Annotated in this window: 9 protein-coding genes; 5 read left to right on the top strand and 4 right to left on the bottom strand. The window is 70.5% G+C overall.

Features of this window, described 5'->3' with window-relative positions:
- Nucleotides 1-39 precede the first annotated feature (39 nt).
- Nucleotides 40-3,222 carry a serine/threonine-protein kinase gene (locus tag G4D83_RS44680; protein ID WP_163871082.1) on the bottom strand — a complete coding sequence of 1,061 codons (3,183 nt, stop codon included), beginning with the start codon at nt 3,220-3,222 and terminating at the stop codon, nt 40-42.
- A 139-nt stretch (nt 3,223-3,361) separates the two neighbouring features.
- Here G4D83_RS44680 and G4D83_RS44675 point away from each other — a divergent pair, with 139 nt between their 5' ends.
- Nucleotides 3,362-5,089 (top strand): HEAT repeat domain-containing protein, encoded by a 1,728-nt coding sequence (locus G4D83_RS44675; RefSeq protein ID WP_163871081.1) that lies wholly within the window; start codon nt 3,362-3,364, stop codon nt 5,087-5,089.
- A 237-nt stretch (nt 5,090-5,326) separates the two neighbouring features.
- Here the strand turns inward: G4D83_RS44675 and G4D83_RS44670 are convergent, their stop codons facing one another.
- Nucleotides 5,327-7,000 carry an amidase gene (locus G4D83_RS44670; RefSeq protein ID WP_163871080.1) on the bottom strand — a complete coding sequence of 558 codons (1,674 nt, stop codon included), beginning with the start codon at nt 6,998-7,000 and terminating at the stop codon, nt 5,327-5,329.
- A 38-nt stretch (nt 7,001-7,038) separates the two neighbouring features.
- Nucleotides 7,039-7,710, bottom strand: coding sequence for a lysophospholipid acyltransferase family protein (locus G4D83_RS44665; protein ID WP_163871079.1), 672 nt, complete (start codon nt 7,708-7,710; stop codon nt 7,039-7,041).
- A 191-nt stretch (nt 7,711-7,901) separates the two neighbouring features.
- Here G4D83_RS44665 and G4D83_RS44660 point away from each other — a divergent pair, with 191 nt between their 5' ends.
- The 4 genes from G4D83_RS44660 to G4D83_RS44645 all read left to right on the top strand — a co-directional run bounded on the left by G4D83_RS44660 (nt 7,902) and on the right by G4D83_RS44645 (nt 13,118).
- Nucleotides 7,902-8,795, top strand: a complete 894-nt coding sequence (locus tag G4D83_RS44660) for a PilZ domain-containing protein (protein ID WP_163871078.1) — start codon at nt 7,902-7,904, stop codon at nt 8,793-8,795.
- A gap of 188 nt (nt 8,796-8,983) precedes the next feature.
- Nucleotides 8,984-9,811: a mechanosensitive ion channel family protein gene (locus G4D83_RS44655; RefSeq protein ID WP_163871077.1), complete on the top strand. Its 828-nt coding sequence runs from the start codon at nt 8,984-8,986 to the stop codon at nt 9,809-9,811.
- A gap of 159 nt (nt 9,812-9,970) precedes the next feature.
- The gene (locus G4D83_RS44650; RefSeq protein ID WP_163871076.1) at nt 9,971-11,239 is read left to right on the top strand and encodes a M12 family metallopeptidase; all 1,269 of its coding nucleotides are present in this window, start codon (nt 9,971-9,973) and stop codon (nt 11,237-11,239) included.
- 133 nt (nt 11,240-11,372) lie between these two features.
- Nucleotides 11,373-13,118 (top strand): DUF6311 domain-containing protein, encoded by a 1,746-nt coding sequence (locus G4D83_RS44645; protein ID WP_240357179.1) that lies wholly within the window; start codon nt 11,373-11,375, stop codon nt 13,116-13,118.
- Nucleotides 13,119-13,130: 12 nt separating this feature from the next.
- On the opposite strand, the gene G4D83_RS44640 is transcribed toward G4D83_RS44645, so the two are convergent.
- The gene (locus G4D83_RS44640; RefSeq protein ID WP_163871075.1) at nt 13,131-14,078 is read right to left on the bottom strand and encodes a hypothetical protein; all 948 of its coding nucleotides are present in this window, start codon (nt 14,076-14,078) and stop codon (nt 13,131-13,133) included.
- Between the last annotated feature and the right edge of the window lie 251 nt (nt 14,079-14,329).

Genomic DNA, 14,329 nt, shown 5'->3' with positions numbered 1-14,329 from the left:
GCACGAACTGCTCCGAGCAGGCCTTGCGGCGGACCTGGACTATGGCTTCTCGACTTCCAGCGCCTGTACCAGTCCGGCGTACTCGCGACGAAGCAAGGGGTTGAGCTCCAGGGCCCGCGCGAGCGCGGCTTTGGCCTGACGAACCCCTTCCGCCCGCGTGGAGTTCGCCCGCGCCTCCAACAACAACAAGCCGGCACGCAGCGACTGAGCCTGTGCCTGATTCGGGTCGAGCTGCATCGCCAGCTCCACCTGTCCGAGGCCCTCGGACACGGTGACTCGCGCCGCCGAGGGAGTCTGCACCTCCGCCAGCTTCCATGACGCCCGTGCGAGTGCCAGGTGGGCCTCGAGATACGGATAGAGCGCCACGGCGCGCCGCGCTTCATCACGGGCGAACTGGAGCAGCCCCACCGCGTCCCGCCCCTTTCGGCGAGCCCACTCCGCCTCCACGAGCGCCAGCCGCGAGCCCACCACGCGGCAATCCGCGCAACGCGAATCCAGGCGCAGCGCCTCCTCCAGGGCCCGGCGCCCCTCCTCCAACGCAGTCGCGGGAGACTGCCCATCGCGCACCGCCTGGGCCGCCCGCGACAAGTGCACCGCCGCGACATGGAAGTGGGTGCGCCCCGACGTCGCGTTGATGCGCAGTGAGCGGCCGAGCGCCTCGAGCGCCCGCGTCAGCGCGGGACTCGCGTCGCCTCCCAGGTCGATGAGGTACGAGGCGCGGGTCAGCTCGGCCAGCGCCACCTCGTTCAGCGCCGAGTAGAAACGACCATCCAACGCGAGCGCGCCCTGCCCTGCTTCCAAGGCCCGCTCCACGTCCGGGCCCGGGTCCTCGCCTCGTGACAACGCATACGTCGCCAGCGCGTTGTGCAGCTCCGCCAGGTTCGAGTGAGCGAAGAGGTACCGGGGGTCCGTGCGCAGCGCGAGCCGCAGGTGCTTCCCCGCGGCCTCGTATTCGGGGCGAGGGTCCAGACCGTGCTCACGCTGATGGTTGCCCTTCCAGCGGTGCACGAGCGCCAGGTCATTGTGTCCCCAGGGGTAGGCCGGCTCCAGCTCCAGCGCCCGGGTGAGCTGAGCCATGGCCTCGTCCCACGACGCGCCAGGGTCTCTGCCCTCGCGCGCGACCAGCAGCCCTCGCAGGAAGAGACTGAAGCCCAACGTGTCGTACGCGAGGACATCCCGGGGCTCCAGTTCAATGGCACGCGAGGCGGAAGCAATGGCTTCTCCCAGCAGCCGCTTCGGCTCTTCCTTCCCATCCTGGGGAGTCGCCGCGCGATAGGCATTCATCAACACCAGGGCGCGCTTCGTGTGCGCGGACGCACGCGAGGGCGACGCGACGAGCGCCCGCTCACACGCGGCCAGCGCCCGCTCCAACGAGTCCTTGCGCGAGCGTCCCTGCTTCCGGTCCAGGTCCGCCAGTTGGAGCCAGGCTTCCGCGAGCGCCTCGTGGCCTCGCGCATCGCTGCGCGCCAGCTCCAGCGCCTGCTCGTACCGACGTGTCGCCTCCAGGAAGTCCGCGCGCGCGGCCTCGTGGTCTCCACGCCCCAGCCGCTCCATGGCCCGCGCATGAGCCACATCCGCCGCGAGCATCCGAGGCTCCAGCAGCCACGGAGTCTCGGCCTCCGCCTCCGACGCGGCGGCCTCCGCCACATCCAGTTCCTGGCGATAGAATGCCATCCATCCCGCCAGGAGCCGGGGCGACTCCCCCGCCGCGCCCTGCCCCCGCTCCAGTGCGCGGAGGGCGGGCTTGAGGAGGTCCGCGTCCAGCGTCCGCGCATGCTCGGCCATCCACTCGGGCCCGCCCCGTCGTCGCGCCGTCTCCATCGCGAGCAGGTACAGGCCCCCCAGCGTCTTCCCCAGCGCCAGGTTCAGCTCGGGAGAATCCAGCCCCAACCCCGCCGCGTGAGTCAGTTCCTCGCGGGCCTGCTCCAGCTCTCCCATCGCCAGATGACCGCGCCCCCGCGCGTAGTGCACCAGCGACTCGCCATGTACCCCCAGCGAATGTGGTGCCGACGCGAGCTGAGCCATCCGCTCACGCACGAGCCGCTGCTCCGGACGCGTGTCATGCAGCGGCGCCATCAAGGCCGCGCGCATCAGCCACTCCACGTCCTTCACCTGTTGCCCCAGGTGCTCCGCCAGGCGGGCGCGTCCCTCGGACTGACTCCACGAACGCACGCCGAGGGAGGACACGACGAGCACGCTCACCAACGACACGGCGGAGACGACGACGAGCGCCCGGTGCTTGCGCGCCCGCCGCAGCCACCGCGCGACGAGCCCGGGCCGCCGCGCGAGGATGGGCTCCCCATCCAGGTACCGGTCCAGGTCCTCCGCCAGCGCGCGCGCCGAGGGATACCGGCGCGCCGGGTCCTTGTTGAGACACGTCAGGACGATGGTCTCCAAATCTCCCGCCACCTCCTGCACGCGCAGGCGCGGAGGAACCACGTCCTCGTGCAGCACCTGGTGCAGCGTGCCCACGGACGTGCTGTCCCGGAATGGCGGCACGCCCGTCAACAGCTCGTACAGCGTGGCGCCCAGCCCGTAGACATCCGTGCGCCGGTCGACGCCAGTCCGGTCTCCACGCGCCTGCTCGGGCGCCATGTACGACGGCGTGCCGAGCACCGCGCCCGTCCTCGTGAGGCCCTGCTCCAGGTCCGCGTCATGGGCCAGTCCGAAGTCCATCACCACCGGGAACCAGTGCCGGGCCTCCTGCCGCTCCACCAGGATGTTGGCGGGCTTGAGGTCCCGGTGGATGACACCCAGCCGATGCGCCTCGTGCATCGCCGAAGCGACCTCCCGCATCACCTGGACCTTCTCGGCCAGCGTCATGTCGGGCGCCACGCTGTCCAGCCGGGTGCCCTCCACGAGCTGCATCGCGATGAAGTCCCGCGTCCCCACGCGGCCCACCTCGTACACCCGGCAGACATGGGGATGGACGATGCGCGCCTGCGCACGAGCCTCCTGGAGGAAGCGCATCGTCCGGTCCGGGTCCGCGTCCCGCACGAACTTGAGCGCCACGAAGCGACCCAGCCGCCGGTCCCTCGCCTTGTAGACCTCTCCCATCCCCCCGCGCCCCAGCAACTCCAACGAGTCGAAGCGCTCGCCCATCAACGTCTCCGCCGTCCCCAGGACTGGAGCGTGCGCGCGGTGCTCCTCCCGCGCCTCGCTGCCGTCCATCGTGGGCCCGTCGTCCCCTGCCCGGCGCCCCGCGTCTCCCCGTTCCGACATGGCGCCATGCTAACCGGCTCATGCGGCGCTCGGGCCAGTCGCTCCCTTCCCGCCCCTCCAGCGTCATGCTCCGGGTGTAGGCTGCCATCGCCCCTCGCGGCGGGCCTGGCACCCTTTCGCGAGGCTCGGAGGTCTGGACTTGAGCGTCGCCCTCATCATCGCCTTCACCACCACGCTGGCCCTCGGCACCACACCAGCGCCTGGCGCACGCGAGCCGCTCGCGGACCTCCTGGAGCGCTTCCCGGAGGTCGCGGGCTCGGACGACGAGCCGGGAATGGACAAGGAGGAGCAGGCCATGGCCACGGCCCTCCAGGCCTATGGAGCCACCGCCATTCCTCCGCTGCTCGCCATGCTCACCAGCGAAAAGGAAGCCGTGAGGGAGCTGGCGGCCTACACCCTGTCCGAAATCGATGGGCTCACCGATGAGCACCTGGACGCGCTCGTCGAAGGTTGGCAGTTGGGCACGTCGTGGATTGAACGGGCCGTGGGCCGCGTGGGGACACCGCGCGCACTGGAGGTGCTCGTGGAGACCCTCCATGAATATCCCTCCTCCCAGAGTCAGCTCTCCGGCGCTCTCGTCATGGCGGGAGGAAAGGGAGCCCTCGCGCTCGTGGAGTCGCTGCGCGACGCCAGTCCCCGGAAGCCGGCGTTCGTCGACAGCGCGTGCCAGATACTGCGGGAGATGGAGCAGGACGCGGGTACTACCGCCATCGAGCCGCTCCTGGCCGTGGCGGAGGCGCCGAAGCTCCACATCAAGAACCGCGGCCACGCGGTACGGCTGGTGGGGTGTCTGGGCTTTCGGGCCCAACCCGTGGCGCCACGGCTGGAGCAACTTCGCGCCAAGACGCCCCGCCTGAGCAACGACGTCGGCGCGGCGCTCACGAACATCGTCCCCGAGCTGAAGGCGGCGCTCTTCGCCCAGCACCTGCGCACCGCGCCTGGCATCCCCCTGCTGCGGGAGCTGGCGGCGCTCCGTGAGAACGGACGCGGGGCCGGTGCGGTCCTCGTCGAGCTGCAGTCCCACGCCAACTGGGAGATTCGCGTCGCGGCGGTTCGCGCCATGGGTTACCTCCGGTACACGGAGGCGACCGAACTGCTCATCTCCCTGCTCGAGGACACGAAGGACTGGCAGCGGGTCTTCGTTTCAATCGAGGCGCTCGGAAGGTTCAAGGACGCGCGAGCCATCGACCCGCTCGAGCGGGTCGCGAAGACGCACTGGTATCCCTACGTGCGCCAGGCGGCGCTGCACGCCATCAAGGTCATCCGGGGCGAGGCCACATACACCGAGCAGACGCACTTCCCCTCGGAGTTCCTCGCCTACCGGTACTCGGAATACGAGCCGGGCGACGCCGTCGAGCCGCCCTTCGTTCCGGGAAGCGATGAGCTCTCCGCCGAAGCCCTCAAGCCACTGTCGTACACGGTGAAGATGCCCGCCCGCGAGGACAGACGCGCGTCCATCCAGAAGCTGGGGGCGGGCTGCGGCTTGCGTGTCGCCAACGGACACCTGCTGGGCTCGGACCGGGGAGAGTGGGGAGGCGAGCTGGTCCATCAGACGGCGAAGGGCACCACCACGATGCTGCTGAAGGAGAACGTCCGGTCCATCCATCGCATCGGTGACACGCTCGTCGCCGTCACGGGGCTGGCCCACCTCTCCAGCCATCGCGGAATGCTCTACCGAATCGTTTCCAAGGCGGACACCTACGTCACCGAGCCCTGGCGAACGCTGCCCAGCGCGCCCAAGGTCGCCGGGATGATGGAAGACGGCCGGCTGTTCGTCTCCTGCGAGGGCGGCGACATCATCGTCACCGCCGACGGAACCCTGGAGATGTCGACCCGGGAGAGCCGACGCGCCAGGCCCGCGAAGTAGCACGCGGCACACCGCCGCGCCCAAGCTCAGCGCGAGTCGGTGCGGAGCAACGCTCACTCACCCGGCACGCCGCCGCGCTCAAGCTCAGCACGAGTCGGTGCGGAGCAACGCTCACTCACCCGGCGTGCCACCTCGCCCAAGCTCAACGCGCGGCGGTGCGGAGAACGCTCACTCACCCGGCGCGCCACCTCGCCCAAGCCACGGAGCGAGGCGGGCACGCGAGGCCCACGCTCAACCTCAACGCAAGGCAGTGACGTGGATGGCGGGAGTGCGCGCCGCCGTCGCACGCTCCACCACGCGGCCCAGGCGCAGGAGCAGGTGCTCCTCATACGGGCGCCCCATGAGCTGGACGCCCACCGGCAGCCCCGCGCGGTCGAAGCCGGCCGGGACGGACAGCGCCGGGAAGCCCGTCAGGTTCCCCTCGCGCACGAAGCGCATCAGCGCGTCCACCACGGGCAGGTTGGACTCGCCATCCGGCAGCGTCCCCTCCGGGATGAGCGGCGCGGTGGTGGCCGTCGACGGCGTGACGATGACGTCCACGCCCGCCATGACAGCCAGGAGCTCACGCGTCAGCCGGTGGCGGTGGCGCAACGCATGAATCAGGTCCGTGGCGCGGAAGTGCCGGCCGATGGCCAGGTTGGTGCGCGAGTCGAGCCCGAAGTCCGCCGAATGGGCACGCGAGTGCGGCAGCATCGACTCGGCCATCTCGCTCAGGATGATGCAGCTGTGCGTCCACAGCACCGTGTTCAAGTCCGGCGCGGGTATCTCCACCACCGTCGCGCCCGCGTCGGTGAGGGCGCGCACCGCTTCCTTGCAGCGCGCCACCACGTCCGGCGAGGCGTCCTCGAAATAGGGCCAGCAGATGCCCAGTCGCACTCCCGTCAGGTCCGCGCGCTCGTAACCGGACAGGTGATGCGGCGGCTGCGTCTGGGCGACCAGGTCCTTGCCGTCGGGCCCGGCCAGGAGCGCATACATCGCCGCGACGTCGTCGACTGTGAGCCCCATGGGCCCGACGTGGCCCACGTTCCAGCACAGCGGCGGCACGCCCGTCTCGGGGATGCGGCCCCACGTCGCCTTGAGGCCGACGATGCCGCACAGCGCCGCCGGGATTCGGATGGAGCCTCCACCGTCCGCGCCGATGCTCAGCGGACACAGCCCCGCGGCGACGACGGCCGCCGAGCCGCTGGAGCTCCCTCCGGTGATGTGTCCCCGGTTCCACGGGTTGCGCGCGGCGCCGTGGTGCGGATTCAACCCGATGGGGTTGATGCCAATCTCGTTCATGTTGGCCTTGCCCAGGAGGAGCGCCCCCGCGGCCCGCAGGCGCGCGGCCACCGTGGAGTCCACCGTGGTCACCTCGTTGCGGAACCGCGTGCCCAGCGTCGTGGGGAAGCCCGCCAGGTCCACTTCGTCCTTGAGCACCACGGGCACGCCGTCCAGCACGCTCAGCGGACGTCCGGCGCGCAGGCGCTCGGCGGAGGCCTCGGCGGCGCGGAGCACCTCGTCCGGCTTGCGCGCGATGAACCAGCCCATCCGCCCCTCGCCGCGCTCCAGCCGGTCGATGGCCTCGTTCAACCGCCGCGCCACGGCGACGGGGTCCACGCCGCCCTCTCGATAGGCGCGCGCGAACGAGCCCACCGTCTCGCGCTCCGGCGTCACGGCCTGCGCGGCGATGGCGCGCGCGGCCTGCTCTTGAGGGGACTGGGCTTGCGTGGCGGGGGCGCCGTGCGGCAGCGGAAACTGGAGCGGCGGCGCGTCCCCCGCGGGCAGCTCGCGCCACGCGGTGATGCCACTGTCCCGCACCAGCTTCTCCAGCACGGGCCCGCCAACCCCACTCTCCAGGGTGTTGACGAATGCCTTGAGCGCCAGCCCCGACACGCGGGGCGCCTTCACCGGGTTGCGTTGGTAGGCCATGCGCCCAGCCTACTCGGGCGAGCCCTGACGCGCGCGGCTCAACCCGGAGGACGACCCAACCCGTGCGCCTCCGCGAGTTCCCTCAGTCGCTCGACGAGCGCATCCCGGTCCTCGTAGCGCAGGCCCTCCGTGCGAATCGCGGGCAGGAGCTCGACACGGACGCGCCCCGGACTCACGCGCCACTCGCCATGCGGGAGCACCGCGCGCACGCCATGGAACACCATGGGGACGATGGTGGCCCCCGCGCCAATCGCGAGCACCGCCGCGCCCTTCTTGTAGGGCCCCAGCGCGCCGTCGGGGCTGCGCCGTCCCTCGATGGACATGTAATAGCTGGCGCCCCGCCGCAGCGCCTCCTGGGCCCGGTCCACCGCGCGACGCGCCTGCGCGTGCCACCGCCGCACCACCACCGTGGAGCCCTGCGCCACCGGCACCCACCCCGCGAAGGGCAACAGCGCGAACCCCAGGTTCATGAAGATGAGCGAGGGTCTTGGAAGCGCCGGGGGAGTCACGAACGTCTCGCCCAGGCTGGTCTGGTTCAGTTGAAGGAAGACGTATGCCGCGTCGTCGTACCGGCCCGCGTTGTGGTCCACCACCTCCACGTCCACGCCGAAGACGCGCCGCGCCCAGAGGCACCAGGCGCGCATGAGCGCGTCCGACGCACCGGGACTCACGGGCCCCAGGAGGAGCGCCGGGGTGAGCAAGGGAGGCATCGCGGCGCACGCCACTCCCCAGCGCAGCAGACTCGTCAGCAGACCCGGGCGAGGAGGGAGCGCGCTGGGAACGTCCATGCGCCCCGCTATACCAGGGTGTACCCATCACGACAGGGTGGAAGCGGACCTCTCGCGTGACCTCGCGTTGACATGGCAGGCTGTGGGGAAATCCAGGCAGGCAGGGGGGCCCCATGGGAAGTCCACGCGTCAACGCGCTCGAGGAGTACAAGGCCCTGCTCGGAAGACAGCGGACCCAACCGCTCGGCCCCGATGAAGAACAACGCCTGGAGTTGCTGCGCGACGTGCTCCTGGAGCTGGGCGCGCTGCCACCCGAGGGCAGCCCCCTCCCCACGCGCCCCGCCCGCGCGGACGCGGTGCTGGAGCTGACGTTCGGCACGCAGGACGACGTGGTGCGCGCGTACAGCAAGAACATCGGCACCGGAGGACTCGCCATCCGGACGACGCGCGCGCTGCCGACGGGCAGCACCCTGGAGCTGCGCATCTCCCTGCCTGATTTGCCCCACCAGGCCCTGCGCGCCCTGGGGCAGGTGGTCTGGTCCCGCGAGGACGCCATGGGCGTGGCCTTCACCCAGCTCCCGCCGGACGCCGAGCGCCGGTTGAAGTCCTTCCTCACGCAGGACGACTCGCTGCTCAAGCGCGTGCGCGGCGTGCTGAAGACAGACGTGATGGAACTCCTGACGAAGGACGTGCGGGACTTGGGCAAGGGCCCCGCGCCCCAGGCGGCCACCGCCGTGGAGCTGGACACGCGCGTCCCCGTGCTGGTGCGCCTGTCGGACGCCCGGCTGATGACGCTCATCACGGAGCTGTTCCATCAGAAGGGCCTGCGCGTCGTCACGGACAGCGACAAGCCCGCACCCATCATCGTGGTGGACACCGGCTCCGCGCTCGACGTGCTCAGCACCGCGGGTCGTGCGGGCTCGCGCACCATCATGGTCAACGTGAGCGGACCGGACTCGCTGATGGGCCGGCTGTCCAACCTCAACCCCGCGGCCTTCGTGAAGAATCCGGCCAGCGCCGCCTCGGTGCTGCTCGCGGTGGAGCGCCTGCTCTCAGCGCCCCGCTGACGTGTCAGCGCCCCCGGCTGACGCGTCCAAGGGTGTGTCAGGCCCTGGGTCCACCGGGCCCTCGTCCGAAGAGGCGCTTTACATTCGCGGACTTACTCACGGATTCATCGCTGGCCCGGCGGCTGCACATGCGCACCCGTGAAGTTGGCGCTCCACCCACGTGGACTCCCCGTCACTTCAGGAATGTCATGGACGAAATCATCGCGCAGTTGAAGACGCTGGCTCTGGCCGAGGCCTTCCCCTTCATCCTCAAGGCGGCCGGGGCCCTGGTGTTGTGGTTCATGGGTCGCACCGTCATCAACACCTTCCGGCGCGTGCTGAATCTCACGCTGCAGAAGCGGCAGTTCGACGCCACGCTCATCCGCTACATCGAATCGCTGTTCACCGGTGCCATGACCATCCTCCTGCTGCTGGGCATCCTGGGGATGATGGGGTTCGAGACCACGTCATTCGCCGCGCTGCTGGCGGCCGCGGGTATCGCCATCGGCACGGCCTGGTCCGGCCTGCTCTCCAACTTCGCGGCGGGCATCTTCCTGCTGGTGCTGCGGCCCTTCCGCGTGGGCGACGAGATCGCGGCCGGAGGCGCGACGGGCGTGGTGCAGGAGATTGGCCTGTTCGCCACCACCATCGACAGCTCCGACAGCCTGCGCATCTCCGTGGGCAACAACCGGCTCTTCAGCGACAACATCATCAACTTCAGCCACCACCCGCACCGCAAGATCGTCGTGAAGGTCCCCCTGGTGCACGGCGGTGACATCCAGGGCCTCATGCGGGCGTTCGAGGAGCGCGTGGCGTTGGTGCCGGAAGTCCAGGCGAAGCCCGCCCCCAGCGTCGAGGTGGCGGAGTTCACCGTGCACGGCCCCGTGCTCGGCATCGGCGTGTACTGCAAGCCTCCCCAGGCCAGCGCGGTACAGGCCGGAGTCGCCGAGGCCGCCGCCGAGATTCTCACGGCCGCGGGCTACATCGTCCCGGCGCAGGCCGCCCCCCAGGCCCAGGCCATCGCCAAGGTAGGCTGACGGCTCGGAAGTCCCCACGCATCACGGTTGCTCCCTGGCTCGGCGTGCCTCGCGCCGAGCCATCGCCGCGCCCCTCCCCGCGCCAGGCCGTCACAGGTCCCACCGCGACACTCCCTCCCACGGGCGGAAAAAGCATCCCTCCGCCAGGGGAGAGTCACGATGACGGACAGACACCGACGGAATGCGAGCACGACGCGAGGAAGGGGCCGGGCGAAGCCTCGCGAAAAGCAGGCGGAGCCCACGTCCAATCCTCCCGTGCGCCAAGGCCGCAAGGCCGCGCCTCGCGCGAGGACAGCGGGAAGGACGGGCCGCGAGTCACCTCGCGAAGTCACCCAGGCGAAAGGCCATGCCTACTGCGCGCTGCCTCGAGTCCCGGAGCGTCCGCTGCCTCCGGACCTGAACGCGCGGCGACTCCGCCTCATCCGCATGAATGAGCAGAAGTGGGCCAATGGCACGGTCCTCCACTACTACTTCTTCGACAAGCCCACGGATGGGGAGGAGGTGCGGCTGGCCAACGGCACCACGCGCTTCGTGCCCTGGACGACCACGGACACCGAGAAGGATGTCGTGCGCGCCGCCTTCGAGCGCTGGACGCAGGTGGGGCTGGGCCTGAAGTTCCAGGAGGTGGCCTCCCGCGACGAGGCCGAGGTGCGCATCGGCTTCATGCGCGACGACGGCGCCTGGTCCTACGTGGGACGGGACATCCTCGCCCAGGGGCAGGACGCGAGGACGATGAACTTCGGCTGGGACCTCACGGAGCACCCGCGCGAAATCGACACGGCCATCCATGAAATCGGCCACACGCTCGGCTTCCCGCACGAACACCAGAACCCTCACGCGGGCATCGTCTGGGACGAGGAGGCCGTCTACGCCGCGCTGGCCCGGCCGCCCAACAGCTGGAGCCGCGAGACGACGTTCCACAACATCATCCGCAAGATTGCCGCCAGCGCGGTGGAGGGCTCCACCTGGGACCCGGACTCCGTCATGGAGTACCCCTTCCAGCCCGGCCTCATCAAGGAGCCCGTGGAGTACTTCCGCGACGGCCTCTCCCCGAAGGGCGGCCTGTCGGACCAGGACAAGGCGTGGGCCCGGACGTTCTACCCAGCCCTGAGCGAGCAGGACTACACGGCGCTCCAGCCCTTCGAATCCGTGCGCCTGCGAATCAAGCCCGGAGAGCAGCGCGACTTCACCTTCGCGCCCAAGGAGACGCGCACGTATGAGCTGCGCACGTTCGGCGTCTCCGACACGGTGATGGTGCTCTTCGAGAAGGGCGCCACGGGGCTGCGCTTCCTCGCTGGCGACGACGACAGCGGTCTGGGCACCAACGCGGCCCTGAAGCTGAAGCTGTTCCGGGGGCGCGAGTACGTAGTCCGGCTGCGGCTGTTCTACGAGGAGCGAGCGGGAGAGTCCGCCATCATGCTGTGGTAAGCACCCGGCCCCCGCTCCGCTAGAGTGGGCGGCCCGTGCATGCCAGGAGCCCCGAGCAGGTGGTGATGACCGCGATTCGCAGCATGACTTCAGCGCTCCTCGACGTGACGCCCTCCTCACGCGGAAGCGCCTCTTGAGTCCGGACACGCGCTCGGACATGGAGGGCTCGTGGGCCTGGGTGGCGCCCCTCCTGGCGGCGTCCTTCGGCCTGCTGTGGTACCTGGCGGTGGGCGGTGGCCCCACGTTGAATCCCACCCACCTGGACTGGCTGGGAGGAGACTTCGCGCAGCATGCGCTCGGCTGGATGCACTTCCGCGACGCGCCCTGGGGCTTTCCGCTCGGCGAGACGCCGAGCCTCTTGCGCCCGCTGCCCATGACGGTCGCCCTCTCCGACTCGAATCCGTGGGTGTCGCTCGCGCTCAAGCCCTTCACGCGCTGGCTGCCCCGGGACTTCCAGTTCATCGGCCCGTGGCTCGCCCTGTGCTTCATGCTCCAGGGCTGGCTGGGCGCGAAGCTGACGGGCCTCTTCACGCCGAACGTCCTCCAGCGCTTCCTCGGTGGCGCCCTGTTCGTCCTCGCGCCCGTGCTGCTGTACCGGACGGGGCACGACACCCTGTGCGCGCAGTGGCTGCTCACGGGCATGCTCTGGCTGAACCTGCGTCCGCGCGCGAGCCCCCGGCAGGCATGGACGTCGCTGGCGTGGGCGCTCCTGCTCAACGCGCTCGCCTCCGGCATCCACCCCTACCTGGAGGTGATGGTCTTCGCCCTCGGCCTGTCCCTGCTCGCCACCGTGACGTGGAAGGAGCAGCACCTGTCACGGCGCGAGGCGGCCCTGGCGCTCGCCGTGCTGTGCGCGGTGCCGGCGGCGCTGTTCGTCCTCTTCGGCTATGTGGGCCTGGGCGTGCGCTCGGGGTCCGCGGGCTTCGGCCACTTCAGCTCCGACCTGCTCACCCTGGTCAACCCGATGGACTGGTCCCGCATGCTGCCGGGCCTGCCCACCGCCGCCGGCCAGTACGAGGGCTTCGGCTACCTGGGCACGGGCGTCCTCGCCCTCGCCGTGGCGGCGCTCTGGAAGTCCCGGGGCCTGGCCCCCCAGGTGCGCGAGCAGCTGCGCGCCAGGACGCCGCTCGTCATCGTGCTGCTGCTGCTCGCCCTGCTGGCGTTCTCGTCCGTGCTGACGGTGGCGGGCGGGACGGTGCTGTCGATTCGCAAGGTCGTGGCGCCGCTGCTGCCGCTGTTGAGCCCCTTTCGCGCCTCGGGCCGCTTCATCTGGCCCCTGCACTACGCGGTGCTGACGGGCCTGCTCGCCTTCACCCTGTGGCGTTGGCGCCAGCGCCCCGCCGTGGCCACCGGACTGCTCCTGGGCGCGGTGCTGCTCCAGGCCCTGGACACCACGGACCTCTGGACGCGCAACCACTTCGCCCCCACGCCCTGGCCCCGGCTCAAGGCGCCCGGGTGGGCGCTCATCGACGCGTCCTTCCGGCACCTCGTCCTCGTGCCCCCCTACGTGCACCTCTCCGAGTCGCCATGCGTCCAGAGCGCCTTCGTGGAGCGCGACTACGTGAGCTTCGGGGACCTGGCGTACCGGCGGGGCCTGACGACCAACAGCGGCTACCCGGCCCGGCTCAGCGAGACGCGCGTCACGGAGGTCTGCGAGTCGCTCCTGGCCGACGTCGCCCGGGGCCAGCTCGCCGCGGACACGGTGTACGTCGTCGACCCGGCCCGGCTGGAGGCGTTCCAGCGCCTGGGGGACGCCGTCTCCTGCGGCACGGTGGAGGGCTTCCACGTCTGCGTCACCCGCCGCGCGGGAGGCTTTTCGGACGCCCTCACCCGCCCCGCGCCCTCTCCGCCGGGCACCTCGGGGGACTCGCCACGGTGAGGCGTCCGGGGGCTACGTCGTCGCGTTCACCGCCGCGTTGCGAGCGCTCCGCGCCGCGAGGGAGAACCGCTCGGCGATGGGCACGTAGCCCGGCGCGTTGACATAGGGCGGCAGCGCCTCCTCGGACGTGCGCTCGTTGCGCATGTTGAGGGGCACCAGGCTCTGGGCGGCGCAGGCCAGCCGGACGGCCCGCCAGGACAGCCCCGCGTCCTCCATGACGCGCAGGTAGTCGTCGAGCTGGAGGTTCTTCGCCGCGTTCTCCAGGTAGAGCGGACGCATGGCCCTCGTCGCGGGCTGCACCGGCCACCAGTCCCGGGCCCGGCGCTGGTACTCCCGCTTCTGCTCGTCCCGCAGCACCCCCAGGCGCTCGCGGAACCGCGCCTCATCGTCCAGCAGGCGCTCCAGGGCGGTGCGCCCCATCGTCGCGTAGAACATGTCCGTCGAGTCATCCGCCCGGGCCCTGGGCCCGACGAAGTCGACATAGGCCCGGGTGGCCGCGAGCAGCTCCCGCTCCGCGTCCTCCACGGACGGCACGGCCGAGGCGCGCGTCTCCTCCGGCGCCTCCTCGAAGCTCTCCTCGGGCCCCTTCACCTTGCCGTCGGCCCCCGGCCACGGAAAGACGTGGCGGTACCAGACGTTCCGGTCCGGGAACACGAGCACCAGCTCCGGCAGCCTGGGAAGCGGGGGTGGCGGTGAGGCGAGGACCCAGTCAGCCGGCTCATGGGAGCCGAGCGAGCGGATGGCGACGAGCCCTCGGGCCTTCATTGAGTCGAACCAGGAATAAAAGGAAGGCTCGAAGCCCCCCTCCACCTTGAAGCCCCGGAAGGGCTCTTTCTGCCCGCGCTGGAAGACCCCGGCATACGGGTCCTCGAGCATCAGCGCCCGGAGCTCCAGACCTCGCAGCCGGGCGTTGCCGACAATCGCGGCCTGCCAGGCGTAGAACTGGACATGGATGGTCATGCCCCCAGCCTAGCGCGCTTCCCTTGAGGGAGGCAGCTTCCAGGTGGATGGCATTGCCCGCAATGACAGTCGCCAGCGGGTGATACATCACCCGCCGGCGACTTACGTCCTATCCGGACACCGTGAGGCGTCCGACGAGAACTAGTTGAGCACGTCCGTCGTGGTCAGGATGGGGCCGGGGAAGGGAAGAGTACCGCCACAGCCACGGGGACCGCCACGAACCTTGGTCTTGATCTGCATGATGAACTCCT

The organism is Myxococcus eversor, assembly GCF_010894455.1.
Classification (GTDB): domain Bacteria; phylum Myxococcota; class Myxococcia; order Myxococcales; family Myxococcaceae; genus Myxococcus; species Myxococcus eversor.
Note: the sequence above shows the minus strand (reverse complement) of the source record. Positions and strands in the feature narration are given on the sequence as shown.